Raw genomic sequence first — 14,390 nt, 5'->3', positions numbered from 1 at the left:
AGATGAAAAGGGAGAGAAAAAGTGGAAAAATATGATGGGGAGTTTTCTATCTTAGGAATGAGTGTTGGGCTAATTCTTGGTATTGTATTGAAAGATTTGTCTGCCGGAATTTTTTTGGGCGTTATTTGCGGAATTGCTATGGACTGGGGTGCGAATTTATTCAATGAATATCGACGGAAATGAGTTTGAAAACTAACTAAAATTTCTTATGGTTTTACTTAAAATTGTGGTAAATTTTAGAGGGATAGAGTATGATATTGAAAATAAGTAAAAAAAAAAATACAGAAATTTCTGTTTATTTTGAAATGAGGGATTGGATAGCGTTATGAGAGAATTTGAAAAATCCAATAAACTAGAAGGCGTAAGCTACGACGTACGTGGACCTGTGTTAGAAGAAGCCGAACGTATGCAAGAAGAAGGGATCAGTATTTTGAAGTTAAATACTGGAAATCCTGCCCCCTTTGGATTTGAAGCGCCAAATGAAGTGATACGTGATTTGATTATGAATGCACGAGATTCAGAAGGCTATTCTGATTCTAAAGGCATTTTTTCAGCAAGAAAAGCGATTGAACAATATTGTCAAATCAAAAAGTTCCCCAATGTGACGATCAACGACATTTATACAGGGAATGGAGTCAGCGAACTGATCACAATGTGTATGCAAGGTCTACTTGATAATGGGGATGAGGTTTTAGTTCCGATGCCTGATTATCCATTATGGACGGCTTCAGTATCACTGGCTGGTGGAAAACCTGTTCATTATATATGTGACGAACAAGCAGAATGGTATCCTGATATTGATGACATTAAATCAAAAATAACGAGTAGAACAAAAGCAATCGTGATCATCAACCCAAATAATCCAACTGGAGCATTGTATCCAAAAGAGATTTTAGAGCAAATCGTGGAGATTGCTCGTCAAAATCAATTGATTATTTATTCTGATGAAATTTATGATCGTTTAGTCATGGATGGTTTAGAACATATTCCAATCGCTACCTTGGCACCAGATTTATTTGTCGTGACGTTGAATGGTTTATCTAAATCCCATCGTGTTGCAGGATTTCGTGTTGGCTGGATGGTGTTGAGTGGAGATAAATCACATGTTAAAGGCTATATTGAAGGATTGAACATGCTTTCTTCGATGCGTCTTTGTTCCAATGTATTGTCTCAGCAAATCATTCAGACGGCATTAGGTGGTTATCAAAGTGTGGATGAATTATTATTACCTGATGGGCGTATTTATGAGCAACGAGAATTTATTTACAATGCCATTAATGACATTCCCGGTCTTTCTGCAGTAAAACCTAAAGCAGCGTTTTACATTTTTCCTAAGATTGATACGAAGCGTTTCAATATTTTAGATGACGAAAAGTTTGTTTTAGATTTCCTACATGAACATCATATCTTGCTGGTTCATGGTGGGGGATTTAATTGGCATCAACCGGATCATTTTAGAATCGTTTATTTACCAAAGATGGATGATCTGAAAACGACTGCTGTCAAAATGCGTGAATTTTTATCGACTTACCGACAAAAATAGCCTATCATGGATGTTTTTACTCAAAAGAGCCGAACTCAAGTTTTGGCTCTTTTTGGTGTGAGAGATGAAATAATCACTAGCTAAATCAAAAATAAGGAAGGAAAAAAGTCGGACAAGTTTTTGATAGGACTTTTCTTGATGTTTCTTCTTCCGTAAAGTAAAATATTGGTATAATGCGAATACGCATATTTTGAAGGAGGATGCTTATGGAAACGTTGGTCGCTTCCTTTGGTACAATCATAAAAGAAATTCGAAAAGAACAGAAGATGACACAAAAAATGCTTTCGCAAGATATTTGTTCACAGAGTGTTTTAAGCAGAATTGAAAATAATGAAGAGCTACCAAATGTTGTTGTAATGGCACAAATTTGCCAACGTTTAGGCGTAACGATCGATCATGTCATGCGTTTATCTCATGGGAAAATTCGAGCGGTCTTAAAGAATTTTGAGTTAACAGACTTGTATTTTCAGCAACGAGATTATCGCAAGCTGGAACAAGTGTTAAAATCGCCAGAGGTTACAGAAAATTTGTACGAAGCTGCGGATTTTCAAAAATATTATTATTATTTAGGCGTCTGTGAATTTACATTACGAAAAAATATTACTCAAGCACTTAGTTATTTAAAAGAAGCGCTCTCCTATTCGACGTTAAAAGATCGAACACAAGTGACGGATGTTGAGATCCAGCTAGTCAGTTGCATTGGCAAAATCTATGGCGTAGCTGGCAAAACTGCGGAAGCGAGGTACTATTTAAGTCGTAGTATCCAACTCTTCCAAGAGACGATCCAAGATCGAACCAAAAGTGAGTTTACTCAAATTTTTTATAACTATGGAAGCTTTTTGTTGCACCAAGGAGAAATTGAACTATCTTTAGAACAAGTAAATCAAGGAATACGGTGGGCGCAAGATAAAAATAGTTATTATTACCTTAACGATTTATTTATTTTAAAGAGTTTGATTTATAAAAAGAAAGGTGAAATCAATAAAGCTCTCTTTTATGAAGAATTGGCACAATCAGTTAAAAAATAGCAAAAAGTCTCTAAATGGTGTAGACCATTCTTGACTTATCTCCAAAATAAGAGTACCTTTAGGATAGAAAATCAAAGGAGAGAGAAGAATGAGAACTTTTATCTACGCAGACAAATTCTTTTTGTCATCCGGTGTCAAAAATGCAGGTTATCTTGAAATCACTGATGGTCTTTTTGGGGAGTATACCCAAAACACACCTGAAGGAGAAGTCAATATCATTGATCAAAGCGGAAAATGGATCGCTCCTGGTCTAGTTGATACGCATATTCATGGCTATATGAACCATGATGTGATGGATAATGATGCAGAAGGTGTGAAAGCAATGTCAGAAGGATTGCTTTCTTGTGGAGTAACATCGTTTTTACCAACTACTTTAACATCAAGTAAAGAACGTTTAAAAGATGTAGCTGAAACAATTGGAAAAATGTACCAAGAAGCTCCTGGAGCAAAAATTAAAGGAATCTATTTTGAAGGACCATTCTTTACGGAAGAACATAAAGGGGCGCAAAATCCAAGTTATTTTGGAGACCCTGATCTTGATACTTTCCATGAATGGCAAGAAGCTTCTGGCGGACTGATCAAAAAAATTGCCCTAGCCCCAGAACGAAAAGGCGTTGAAGAGTTTGTCAAACAAGTGACAGATGAAGGCGTGGTTGTTTCATTGGGTCATAGTAATGCGACGATCGATGAAGCACAAAAGGCAGTAGAAGCAGGTGCCAGTGTCTTTGTCCATGCGTATAATGGCATGCGTGGATTAAATCATCGTGAACCTGGAATGGTTGGTGCGCTACTATCGCTAGAACATGTTTTTTCAGAATTGATTTGTGATGGGCATCATGTTCATCCAAATGCTGCTCAAATTTTAATGGAAAAAGCAGGTCATGACCATGTGGCATTGATCACTGATTGCATGATGGCTGGTGGAATGCCTGATGGCAATTATAATTTAGGAGAATTTCCAGTGGTCGTGAAAGATGGAACTGCTCGCTTAGAATCAGGTAATTTAGCAGGAAGTATCTTGAAATTAAAAGAAGCAATCAAAAATGTAGTAGACTGGGGATTAGCTACACCTGAACAAGCTGTGATGATGGGAAGCTTAGTACCAGCAATCAGCTGCAAGATCGATGATACTTGTGGCAAGATCGTAAAAGGACGGGACGCTGATTTTATCGTATTGAATCCAGATATGACTTTAGAAGCAACATACCTAGATGGTGTAGAACGTTATCACGCTTAATAAAAAGACTGTTATTAAGTAAGTAAGAGCGAACCATCGCTGAAAGGCTGATTTGAAGAGCTTTGACTTAATGGATCAGGTCATTTTATTTGAACATCATTCGTAAATAAGCAAAAGCCGATGTGGTTGGGACAGAACCTTGTTCCATTCACAACGGCTTTTTTTTAACTGATTTGGATGACTTTCACCCCAACATTTTTGATTTCAGCAATTACTTTTTCAGAACAAAACTTGTCAGTAATCAAATAATCAAAAAATGAAATATCTGCAATTTTAAATTTTGATGTTAAACCAATTTTACGATGATCAGCAACTAGAATTTTACATTTAAACGTTTGACGAATCATCATTTCATTGATCGTTGATTCATTGAGAATTTTAGTTGTTACGCCATTATCGATCGACACACCACTGCAACCAATGATACAGACATCAGCATTCATTGAAGAAATGGTATTTAATGCGATATCACCCACTAATGCTTCTTTTGGAAAGCGCATCTCACCTCCAGTCAAGATATAATTGCAGTTTTCTTTATGAGGGGAGTAAGTGATTTTTACGTTATTTGTGACAATTGTCAGGTGATTGGCACGTACATATTCAACCACTTTAAGTGCAGTAGAACTAGAATTAATGAATACGGTATCATAATCATTGATGTATTTACAAGCTTCACGAGCGATTGATTGTTTTAGTCGTTCTGGTCCAGATTGATCAAAGTCTGTACGATTATCATAATTATAAGAACAGAACCCGTAATGACGAATGATCTCATTTTTTTCTTCTAATAAATTTAGGTCTCTGCGTATTGTACTAATAGAGACTTTTAAAGATTCAGCTAACTCATATGTTGTCATTTGCTCTTTTTGTTGTAATCGCTCCAAAATATCCTTTTGACGCTTCTCAATATTGACAATGGAATTTTTCATTATTTACCCTCCTATTTGTTGCCTATGTATATGATTTTTATCGCTTCAAAGATTCATATAAAGTTTATTAACTATATATATCATACTAAAAAAATCAATTAACTTACAAAAACGATCATATAAATAACAAACAGTCATATAAAAGGGTTTTCATGTTTGTCGTTGCATATTATGATTTAGATATCAACAAAAGAAAGTTCTTGAGAGGAGAATTACAATGAGCAAACATGTCAATGATGTCACAAAAGAAAATTGGGTTTTAGAAACATTTCCTGAATGGGGTACCTACTTGAATGAAGAGATCGAAACAGAAGAAGTAAAAGAAGGAACGGTTGCGATGTGGTGGTTAGGTTGTACCGGGATTTGGTTAAAGACGCATAAAGGGACAAATATTTTGTGTGATTTATGGTGTGGGACAGGTAAACGTAGTCATGGAAATGGGATGATGAAAAAAGGGCATCAGATGATGCGAATGAGTGGGGTTCAAAAAATGCAACCGAACTTGCGGACGCAACCTTTTGTGATTGACCCTTTTGAAATGAAAAGTGTAAACGCTTTAGTTGTCACGCATATCCATTCGGATCATTTGGATATCAATACAGCAGCTGCTGTTCATCAAAATTGTCCGAATGCAAAATTCATTGGTCCTCAAGAAGTAGTAAATACTTGGTTGAACTGGGGAATTCCAAAAGAGAAAACGATAATCGTCAAACCAGGAGATGAAGTCAAAATTGAGGATGTAACTATCGTTGCTTTAGAAGCATTTGACCGTACAGCATTAGTCACTTGTGAAGATCCAGAGGAAACTTTAAAAGGGAAAATACCTCAAGAAATGGATGAGATCGCTGTGAATTATCTATTTGAAACATCGGGTGGAAATATTTATCATGCTGGAGACTCTCATTATTCTAATATGTTTGCGAAACATGGGAACGAACATACTATTGATGTTTGCCTAGGTGCATATGGTGAAAATCCACGAGGTATCACGGATAAAGTGACTTCTGTCGATATGTTGCGAATGGCTGAGTCATTGAAGGCTAAAGTAGTCATCCCTGTTCATTATGATATCTGGGCAAATTTTATGGCTGATCCAAAAGAAATTACCGAAATATGGAAGTTTAAAAAGGATCGCTTGAAGTACGATTTTAAACCATATATCTGGCAGGTAGGAGGCAAGTTTACCTATCCAACGAACAAAGACGACCTGGAATTTAATTTCTACCGTGGTTTTGAGGATGTATTTTCTGTAGAAAACGATACACCATTCCCGTCATTCTTATAGAAAAGAGGCTAACAACATGTTGAAATATTTTTTGGATCAAGGCTTGGTGAAATATTCCGATAAAGAAATTACTGATTGGAAGGAAGCTGTTGCTGAAAGCTGTCAACTATTATTAGATAAAAAGTTGATTGATCAAAGTTACGTAGATGAAATCATCCAATGTGTAGAAGAACATGGTCCTTATATCATGATTGTTCCCAAAGTGGCAATGCCACATTCTTCAGCAGATAGTGAAGGAGTTTATGGAACAGCTATATCATTCACTAAAATGAAAAGGCCCATTCAATTCGACCAAGAAGAAAAATCAGCAAGTTTATTCTTTACTTTAGCAGCCAAAAATGTAGATCAGCATATGGAAAATATTCAAAAATTGTCTGAGTTGTTGATGATAGATGGGCTAATTGATCGTTTGGCAGATACCGATTCGATTGAAGACTATCGAGTGGTGATGCAAGAGTATAACTTATAGGAGGAAAAAAGAATGGCTGATTTTTTATTGAGCATTTGGACTTATTTCGCTACAAACATCTTAACTCAACCAGCTTATCTGATTGGTTTTATTGTACTGCTAGGGTACATTCTCTTGAAACGTCCATTTTATGAGTGTATTGCTGGTTTCTTGAAAGCAACAGTCGGTTACTTCATTTTGACGGTTGGTTCAGGAGGATTAGTAAACAACTTCCGCCCCATTTTAGTAGGTTTAAAAGAACGGTTTAATCTGGATGCGATGGTCACCGATCCATATTTTGGACAAAATGCCGTTGACTCTGGATTAGAGGAAACATTTGGTCGTACATTTGGGGATGTCATGATTTTACTTTTGATTGCTTTTGTTATGAATATCTTACTCGTTCGTTTTCAAAAATATACAAAATTACGTTCGGTTTTTACAACTGGAAATGTTCAGATTCAACAATCTGCAACTGCTTTTTGGATATTATTATTTTGTTTTCCCTCTTTAGGAAGAATTCAAGTTCTGATTTTTATGGGACTGATTTTAGGCTGTTATTGGGCAGTAGCTTCTAATTTAACAGTTGGTATCACCCAGGAGTTAACCGAGGGCGCGGGTTTTTCTGTGGCACATCAGCAAATGTTTGGTATCTATATATTTGCGAAGTTAGCCGAGTTTTTAAAGAAACGTGATCAAAAAAAAGAACACTCTAAAAAAGTGGATAAAAAATTGGAAGATATTGAATTACCAGGTTTTTTATCTATATTTAATGAAAATATGGTAGCAACTTCTTTATTAATGCTTTTATTTTTTGGAATTATTTTGTTAGTGCTAGGAAAAGATTATTTGATTCAAGCACAGTTTATGCAAGAAGGACAAAGTTTCTTGTTCTATATTATGACAACATCATTGAATTTTGCTGTCTACCTAGCCATTTTACAATTAGGAGTCCGTACTTTCGTGGATGAGCTAACACAATCTTTTCAAGGGATCTCCAATACAATCCTACCAGGTGCGGTTCCTGGGATTGACGTAGCTGCTACTTTTGGTTTTGGTTCACCTAACGCCGTAACCATTGGCTTCTTGTTTGGTGCCTTAGGTCAATTTTTGATGATTGCCTTACTCATTTTGTTCAAATCACCAACCATCGTGATTGCTGGTTTTATTCCACTGTTCTTTGACAATGCAGTTATCGCAGTTTTTGCCAACAATCGAGGTGGTTTCAAAGCCGCCTGTCTGTTCCCATTTCTTTCTGGAATCATTCAAGTTGGTGGATCGGCCGTTTTTGCAACTTGGATCGGCATGTCAAAATATGGTGGCTATCTCGGTATGTTTGACTGGGCCACTGCTTGGCCATTATTTACTGTAATGATGAAGTTTTTGGGGTATGTTGGTATCGCATTAGTCGTGGTTGGGCTATTGATTATTCCACAATTACAATACCGTAAAAATCCAGACGGGTACTTTTTGATCGTCGATGATTATGAGCAATATGCAGAAAAATATCACAACGAGAATTAAATACAACAATAAAATTAAAATGAACACATAGGAGGAAAACATAATGAGAATTTTAGTATCTTGCGCAAACGGGTCGGGAACAAGTTTGATGATGATGAGAAGCGTCGAAAAGGCAATGAAAGAACTAGGTGTGTCAATTACCAAAATCCATCATTGTGCAATTTCTGAAGGAAAAAGTTCTGCGACTCAGTATGATGTCGTTTTTACACCAGTCAATTTTTTGAATATGTTTATCCAAGCTGAGAAAAAAGGAATTACAGTGATTGGCATTAAAAATGTCATGTCAGCCAAAGAAATTGGTGAAAAATTTGCTGAATCAGCGTTGTATCAAAAATCTAAATAAAAGAGGAAGACAAAATGAGCAGACCAAAATTACAGATTGCTTTGGATCATAATGATTTAGAACAAGCATTAGCAGATGTATTTCAAGTAGGGGATATTGTCGATATTATTGAAATTGGAACCATTTTATGTCTGCAAGAGGGGCGCAAAGCCATCAGCTGTATTCGTAGCATGTTTCCAAGGAAAACAATTGTTGCTGATACAAAATGTGCGGATGCCGGGGGAACGGTAGCCAAAAATGTAACTGATGCCGGTGCGGATTTTATGACTGTTATCTGCTGTGCTACTCTGCCAACCATGGAAGCAGCTCAAAAAGAAGTGAAGGCATTGCAAGTCGAACTGTATGGGGATTGGACCTATGAACAAGCAGCTGAATGGCGGAGGATCGGTATCCAACAGGTGATCTATCATCAAAGTCGAGATGCATTACTTTCTGGTGAAACTTGGGGAGAACGGGATCTGACAAAAGTAAAGAAATTGATAGAAATGGGCTTTGCAGTTTCTGTGACAGGTGGATTAAACGTGGAAACATTGAAATTATTCGCAGGGATTGAAGTGGAAACTTTTATAGCTGGAAGAGGGATTTCTAGTGCGGACGATCCTGCAAAAGCAGCCAATGATTTTAAACAAGAAATGATTCGCATTTGGGGGGAATAGACTTGGCTCAAATCGGAATTTATGAGAAGGCACTACCAAAAGATATCTCTTGGAAAGAGCGCTTTTTATTAGCAAAGGAACTTGGTTTTTCCTTTATTGAGATGTCGATTGACGAGACAGATGAACGCCTAGCTCGACTCAATTGGTCTGACGAGATGATCAATCAAATACGCAAAGACATGAAAGAGACGGGCATTCGGATCAATTCCATTTGTCTGAGTGGTCATCGCAGGTTTCCTTTTGGCTCTTCAAATGAAGCGTATCGGATAAAAGCCAAAGAATTGATGGTCAAAGCGATCCGACTTGCTCAGCGCTTAAGTATCAAAATTATCCAAGTAGCCGGATACGATGTCTATTATGAAAAAAAACAAGGCTATCACGAAAATTATTTATTGAAGGACTTGAAGAAAGCGTCAAAATAGCTTCTGAATATGGAATCATCTTGTCAATTGAAATTATGGATGATCCATTTATGAATTCAATCACTAAATTTTTAGAAATCAAACGCCAGATTGATTCACCATATCTTCAAGTTTATCCAGATCTTGGTAACCTTTCGGCTTGGCAAGAAAACGATCCAGAACGTGAACTAGAAAAAGGGATCAATTGGATTTCTTCCATCCACTTAAAGGATACCTATCCAGTAACAACTGAATCATCAGGTCAATTTCGTGATGTTCCTTTTGGCGCAGGCTGTGTTGACTTTGAGGGTTTGTTAAAGAAACTCAAACAGATGAATTATAATGGGTCATTTTTAATTGAAATGTGGAGTGAAAAAAATCCGGATTTTAAAAAAGAAATCGTAGCAGCAAAAAGCTATCTTTATCCGAAGCTAAAGGAGGCAGGTTATGAGTTTGCGTAATCCGATCATTAAAGAAATGAAACAACGTGTTTATGAAGCAAATTTGGCACTACCTCAATATGGACTAGTTAAGTTGACTTGGGGCAATGTCAGTGAGATTGATCGAGCACTTGGGGTGATCGTGATCAAGCCAAGTGGTGTAAAGTATGAACAGATGGCTCCCGAACAAATGGTAGTGACTGATCTAGCTGGAAATCCGCTAGAAGAAGATGGGATGAAGCCCTCTTCTGATTTATCGACTCATGTGATTTTGTATCAAGCTTTTGAAAAAATCAATGCTATCGTCCACACGCACTCCACTCATTCAGTCATGTGGGCGCAGGCTGGTCGAGACTTGCCTGCCTATGGAACAACTCATGCGGATGCTTTTTATGGAACGATTCCTTGCACACGGCAATTAACTGAAGAAGAAGTTAAAAGTGCTTATGAAAGAAACACTGGTCAGGTGATTGTTGAAACGTTTCAAGAGAGACAATTAGCTCCCACTGAAGTTCCTGGTGTATTCGTTTATGGACATGGCCCATTTACTTGGGGTGAAACCCCTGCAAAGGCGGTAGAGAATAGCTTGATCTTAGACGAAATATGCTTAATGGCTAAAGAAAATGAAAAAATTAATCCTGCTATGCAATCTATTCCACAATATCTTTTAGATAAGCACTACTATCGAAAACATGGGATGCATGCATATTACGGTCAAAAGTGACGAAGCTTGCGGGGGCTTACTTGAAGTCTTCACATTTATTGATTCGTAGCACTTAGTAGCAAATTTTTATTCTTGATTTATAAAAGAGTTACTATGTCTGAGTTTGATGTCTGATGTCAAACTCAGACGTAGTTTTTTCTTGTATAAATATTTAGTTATTCCAAGCTACGATTCAACTAAAATTTCTAAACGCGTCACATATTCTTCTGGCTTATTCGTTTCGTGAAAATCAATTAGATAAGATTCATAAAATGGACTGGCTCTATGAAGCGAATGGGTAGTCAGGTAGTTCATGATGGTAGCAATTCCTTTCTTCCTTTGTTCATAGTCACCTTTAAAACTATAACTAAGATAATTTCCAGCAGGGAGTATCTCAGCATCCTCATTTTTAATCGTAAGGTCAGGACAAAAATAAAATACTTGATAGGTAAAAGGATCTTCCTCTAAATGGATGATACTACCAAAAAGATTTTGATTATTAGTGCTTAATAAAGGTTCGTATTTTTTATGAAGTTCTTTTAACGAAAAGTCGATTTGTTCATCCGTTGCAACCGTAGAAGCTTTAAGAATCAGTCTTTTCGGTTGCTGCACTAATAGCACTTCTTGATAGTCTATGCTTTCTGCTTCTTCAATTAACTGGACACGTTCGATTAATAGTTCGATTTTTTTTTGTGAGTCACTGATGAGTTGATGAAGTGCCTCGATTTCAAAAGCTAATAATTCTTTTGTCTTGCTGATTTCTTTTTGCTTCAAATAATCGGCGATCTCAGTAATGGAGACATCAAAATAACGTAGGTCACGGATGGTATTCAGTTGTTCAATGTGTTCGTAAGAATAATTTCGATAGCCATTTTCATCATAATCCGGTGTAATCAAACCTAATTTTTCATAATAGCGTAAAGTATGGGCTGTAATATCATAGAGCTTTGCTAATTCATTGATTTTCAAATCATCACTTCCATTGATCAGTCATTTTAAGTAAGGTTATTTTACTACGAAACGTGGGGGAAATGTGAATGGAATTGATTTTTTTATTCTACATAGATAGATTTGCTTAAATTTTTCTTGACCTTAGAGTCACTCTAACCTTTATGATTTGATCAGTAAGAATTATTGGAGGAAAAAAATGAAAGAATGGTACACCTTATCAATCATAGAAATCAAAGAAAAATTAATGGTAAAAAAAGCAATGAACGAACAAGAAAGGAACGAACGACAACTTAAGTATGGAAGAAACGTCTTAGAAAATGGTATTAAAGTTCCAGAATGGAAAAAATTTCTTTCTTACTTTCATGATGCACTGATGTACATTTTATTAGGAGCTGCGATCGTTAAGCTTTTTACAGGCGCATATATTGAAGGCAGTATGATTTTTTTAGTTGTTTTCTTAAATGCGCTGATCGGCTATTTACAAGAACGAAAGGCAGCTTCATCTTTAGACAGCATTGCGGAATTACTTAGTGAAAAAGCAGTCATCATCGAAAAGGGACAGCAAAAAGAGATTGCACCAGCTGATTTAGTGGTGGGGGATCAAATCGTATTAGCTGCTGGAGATATCGTTTCTGCAGATGTTCGTTTGAGTGAAACGTTCAACTTACAAATTGATGAAGCAATTCTTACTGGAGAAACCCATGCGATCCAAAAGACGACCGACCCGTTACCGCTAGAGACTCCTTTAGCGGAACAAACGAATATGGCTTTTTCTGGGACTAAAGTGGAATCAGGCAGAGGAATAGGGATCGTAGTCGCTGTCGGAACTGCTACAGAAATTGGAAAAATCAGCACTTCATTAGGGTCGATCACAGAACAAGAAACACCGTTATTGAAGAAAATCAAAGAAATGAATACTAGTATATTTAAAGGAATCGCTGCGTTGATTTTATTGTTAGCTACACTTTTATTATGGCATGACTTGGGGCTATATAGCGACGGCTGTCATTGCCTTGATCGTGTCTTCTATCCCAGAAGGACTTCCTTCGATCTTAACGATTATTTTATCTTCGGGTGTCAATCGAATGGCAAAGAAACAAGCAATCGTCAAAAATCTACCCACAGTTGAAACGTTAGGGGCAATGACAGTAATTTGTTCAGATAAAACAGGAACACTGACTAAAAATGAAATGACATTGGTTAGCTTAGCGACTAGAGAAGCGAACCATGGGGTGGAAATGCTTGAAGAAAAAAACTGGACCAAAAATGAGACTTGGCTTGTTGAAGCGATGCATAATTGTCAAGAAACCCAACTAACTCAAGGAGTATGTCCAACTTCAGGTAATGCCACGGAATTAGCTTTATTAAAATGGACCAATCAACAACCGATCGAACTTTATCCAGTCGTTGATAAAATCCCTTTCGACTCAGCTTACAAATATATGGCGACCGTCCATGAGATTGCAGGAAAAAGGATCTTATTTGTGAAAGGTGCGCCAGATGTTTTACTGAATAAAGAGCAATATGAACTGGGATCAGATGGAAGACAACAACAGATAGATCATGCTATGTGGTTACAAAAAAACGAACAATTAGCGCAAACAGGCCAACGTGTCTTAGCGTTTGCAATGAAAGAGTTAAAGGATCGTGAATTGTCACATGAAGAATTAACGAATGAGCTGGTGATGATTGGACTTAGTGGCATCATTGATCCACCAAAGGAATCAGCTATTGCTTCAGTCAAGGAAATGCAACAAGCAGGGATCAGAGTAAAAATGATCACTGGCGATCATCAAGCAACAGCAAAAGCGATCGCTGAGGAATTAGGTTTAAAAAATGCTAAATCGGCGATTACGGGAACGGAACTAGATCAATTGACAGAAGAAGAATGGAAGATCGCTGTCCGTGAGAATGATGTTTTTGCCAGGACGACACCTGAACATAAATTGGCTATTGTGACCTATCTCCAAGAACAAGATGAAATTGTTGGAATGACTGGGGACGGCGTTAATGATGCGCCAGCTTTGAAAAAAGCCGATGTCGGGATCGCTATGGGAATCAAAGGGAGCGATGTTAGCAAACAGGCAGCAGACATGGTGTTGGTAGATGATAATTTTGAGACCATTGCAAAAGCCGTGAAAGAAGGACGACGTATTTTTGATAATTTGAAAAAGACGATTCTCTTTTATTTGCCAACTTGTTTAGCCCAAGGATTACTATTGCTCTTTTCATTGGTAGGAAATTTCCCATTACCTTTAACTACTGTACAAATCTTGTGGTTAAATCTAGTCGCTTCGATCACCCTTTCATACGCATTGGGTTTTGAAAAAGCAGATCAAGATGTTATGAATCGTCCACCGAGACCAATTGACGAAAAAATCCTATCAAAATATGCACTTTTGCGTATTTTATATGTTGGGATCATCATGACTATTTTAGGGTTTGTTGCAATGGATTTTGTTCCTGCTGAAGCGAAACAAACCGTTCTGATCAATGCGATGGTTTTTGGACAAGCCTTCTACATGGTTAATTGTCGAAGAGTGACTGAATTTAGTCTGACAAAAGATCTTTTTGAAAATCGGGCATTACTCTATTCGATTGGAGCGATGATCCTCTTACAAGGATTGATGTTAGTGTTCCCACCATTAAAAATTGCGATTGGGACAGTTTCGTTGACTGTCCAAGAAGCAAGCATCAGTTTACTACCTGGATTGGTTTTATTCCTTCTTGTTGAATTAGAGAAAGCTTTTGTAGGGATGACGGTAAAATCAACTCACAAACTAGATGCATGAGCCATTTTCTTTTTAAAGAAAAGAAGCGAACAAAAATAATAAACGATCGCATCAAAGTTCTTTTGTTGCCGGTGGGGTGTCCGCCCCACTGGCTAAATCGTCATTGGGAA

The 14,390-nt window shown here is 37.1% G+C and carries 14 protein-coding genes and 1 pseudogene; 13 read left to right on the top strand and 2 right to left on the bottom strand.

The features are described from left to right. The first annotated feature begins 21 nt into the window (after positions 1–21). The 4 genes from EHR_RS14315 to nagA all read left to right on the top strand — a co-directional run bounded on the left by EHR_RS14315 (position 22) and on the right by nagA (position 3,808). The gene (locus tag EHR_RS14315) at positions 22–183 is read left to right on the top strand and encodes a hypothetical protein (protein ID WP_010719418.1); all 162 of its coding nucleotides are present in this window, start codon (positions 22–24) and stop codon (positions 181–183) included. A gap of 142 nt (positions 184–325) precedes the next feature. Then, entirely contained in the window at positions 326–1,543 is a 1,218-nt protein-coding gene (locus EHR_RS12105) for a pyridoxal phosphate-dependent aminotransferase (protein ID WP_010737412.1), read from the top strand. Positions 1,544–1,749: 206 nt separating this feature from the next. After that, on the top strand, positions 1,750–2,571 hold the full coding sequence (locus EHR_RS12100; protein WP_014834728.1) for a helix-turn-helix domain-containing protein: 822 nt from the start codon (positions 1,750–1,752) through the stop codon (positions 2,569–2,571). Positions 2,572–2,659: 88 nt separating this feature from the next. Continuing rightward, complete coding sequence (gene nagA / locus EHR_RS12095; RefSeq protein WP_010737413.1) at positions 2,660–3,808, top strand: N-acetylglucosamine-6-phosphate deacetylase; 1,149 nt, start codon at positions 2,660–2,662, stop codon at positions 3,806–3,808. A 164-nt stretch (positions 3,809–3,972) separates the two neighbouring features. Here the strand turns inward: nagA and EHR_RS12090 are convergent, their stop codons facing one another. Beyond that, positions 3,973–4,737: a DeoR/GlpR family DNA-binding transcription regulator gene (locus tag EHR_RS12090; RefSeq protein ID WP_010737414.1), complete on the bottom strand. Its 765-nt coding sequence runs from the start codon at positions 4,735–4,737 to the stop codon at positions 3,973–3,975. Between the two features lie 217 nt (positions 4,738–4,954). On the opposite strand from EHR_RS12090, the gene ulaG reads away from it, so the two are divergent. The 7 genes and pseudogenes from ulaG to EHR_RS12055 all read left to right on the top strand — a co-directional run bounded on the left by ulaG (position 4,955) and on the right by EHR_RS12055 (position 10,558). Further along, the gene (gene ulaG, locus EHR_RS12085) at positions 4,955–6,022 is read left to right on the top strand and encodes an L-ascorbate 6-phosphate lactonase (RefSeq protein ID WP_010737415.1); all 1,068 of its coding nucleotides are present in this window, start codon (positions 4,955–4,957) and stop codon (positions 6,020–6,022) included. A 16-nt stretch (positions 6,023–6,038) separates the two neighbouring features. Next, the gene (locus EHR_RS12080) at positions 6,039–6,491 is read left to right on the top strand and encodes a PTS sugar transporter subunit IIA (RefSeq protein WP_010737416.1); all 453 of its coding nucleotides are present in this window, start codon (positions 6,039–6,041) and stop codon (positions 6,489–6,491) included. A gap of 12 nt (positions 6,492–6,503) precedes the next feature. After that, positions 6,504–7,994, top strand: coding sequence for a PTS ascorbate transporter subunit IIC (locus EHR_RS12075; protein ID WP_010737417.1), 1,491 nt, complete (start codon positions 6,504–6,506; stop codon positions 7,992–7,994). Positions 7,995–8,037: 43 nt separating this feature from the next. Next, positions 8,038–8,337: a PTS sugar transporter subunit IIB gene (locus EHR_RS12070; protein ID WP_010719408.1), complete on the top strand. Its 300-nt coding sequence runs from the start codon at positions 8,038–8,040 to the stop codon at positions 8,335–8,337. Positions 8,338–8,351: 14 nt separating this feature from the next. Further along, positions 8,352–8,993, top strand: coding sequence for a 3-keto-L-gulonate-6-phosphate decarboxylase UlaD (locus EHR_RS12065; RefSeq protein ID WP_010719407.1), 642 nt, complete (start codon positions 8,352–8,354; stop codon positions 8,991–8,993). Next, positions 8,981–9,855, top strand: a pseudogene (locus tag EHR_RS12060) (L-ribulose-5-phosphate 3-epimerase). Before EHR_RS12065 ends, EHR_RS12060 begins: the two are co-directional and overlap by 13 nt. Then, a complete protein-coding gene (locus EHR_RS12055) occupies positions 9,842–10,558 on the top strand; it encodes an L-ribulose-5-phosphate 4-epimerase (RefSeq protein WP_010737418.1) in 717 nt (238 codons plus the stop codon). The pseudogene EHR_RS12060 and the gene EHR_RS12055 overlap by 14 nt, the downstream one beginning before the upstream one ends. A 165-nt stretch (positions 10,559–10,723) precedes the next feature. Here the strand turns inward: EHR_RS12055 and EHR_RS12050 are convergent, their stop codons facing one another. Further along, entirely contained in the window at positions 10,724–11,506 is a 783-nt protein-coding gene (locus tag EHR_RS12050; protein ID WP_010719404.1) for a MerR family transcriptional regulator, read from the bottom strand. Between the two features lie 178 nt (positions 11,507–11,684). Between EHR_RS12050 and EHR_RS14800 the strand changes: the two genes are divergently transcribed. After that, entirely contained in the window at positions 11,685–12,617 is a 933-nt protein-coding gene (locus EHR_RS14800; protein ID WP_010737421.1) for a P-type ATPase actuator domain-containing protein, read from the top strand. Then, entirely contained in the window at positions 12,508–14,280 is a 1,773-nt protein-coding gene (locus tag EHR_RS12045; RefSeq protein ID WP_476589224.1) for an HAD-IC family P-type ATPase, read from the top strand. Before EHR_RS14800 ends, EHR_RS12045 begins: the two co-directional genes overlap by 110 nt. The last annotated feature ends 110 nt before the right edge of the window (positions 14,281–14,390 follow it).

Origin of the sequence: Enterococcus hirae ATCC 9790, from assembly GCF_000271405.2 — a bacterium.
Lineage (GTDB): Bacteria > Bacillota > Bacilli > Lactobacillales > Enterococcaceae > Enterococcus_B > Enterococcus_B hirae.
This window is presented reverse-complemented; position numbering and strand designations above follow the sequence as displayed.

What these genes read in the sequence shown, in the direction of transcription:
- EHR_RS12075 (WP_010737417.1), top strand. Translation starts at nt 6,504, where the DNA reads ATGGCTGATTTTTTATTGAGCATTTGGACTTATTTCGCTACAAACATC.
- ulaG (WP_010737415.1), top strand. Translation starts at nt 4,955, where the DNA reads ATGAGCAAACATGTCAATGATGTCACAAAAGAAAATTGGGTTTTAGAA.
- EHR_RS12080 (WP_010737416.1), top strand. Translation starts at nt 6,039, where the DNA reads ATGTTGAAATATTTTTTGGATCAAGGCTTGGTGAAATATTCCGATAAA.
- EHR_RS14800 (WP_010737421.1), top strand. Translation starts at nt 11,685, where the DNA reads ATGAAAGAATGGTACACCTTATCAATCATAGAAATCAAAGAAAAATTA.
- EHR_RS12055 (WP_010737418.1), top strand. Translation starts at nt 9,842, where the DNA reads ATGAGTTTGCGTAATCCGATCATTAAAGAAATGAAACAACGTGTTTAT.
- EHR_RS12070 (WP_010719408.1), top strand. Translation starts at nt 8,038, where the DNA reads ATGAGAATTTTAGTATCTTGCGCAAACGGGTCGGGAACAAGTTTGATG.
- EHR_RS12105 (WP_010737412.1), top strand. Translation starts at nt 326, where the DNA reads ATGAGAGAATTTGAAAAATCCAATAAACTAGAAGGCGTAAGCTACGAC.
- EHR_RS12090 (WP_010737414.1), bottom strand. Translation starts at nt 4,737, where the DNA reads ATGAAAAATTCCATTGTCAATATTGAGAAGCGTCAAAAGGATATTTTG.
- EHR_RS12100 (WP_014834728.1), top strand. Translation starts at nt 1,750, where the DNA reads ATGGAAACGTTGGTCGCTTCCTTTGGTACAATCATAAAAGAAATTCGA.
- nagA (WP_010737413.1), top strand. Translation starts at nt 2,660, where the DNA reads ATGAGAACTTTTATCTACGCAGACAAATTCTTTTTGTCATCCGGTGTC.
- EHR_RS12065 (WP_010719407.1), top strand. Translation starts at nt 8,352, where the DNA reads ATGAGCAGACCAAAATTACAGATTGCTTTGGATCATAATGATTTAGAA.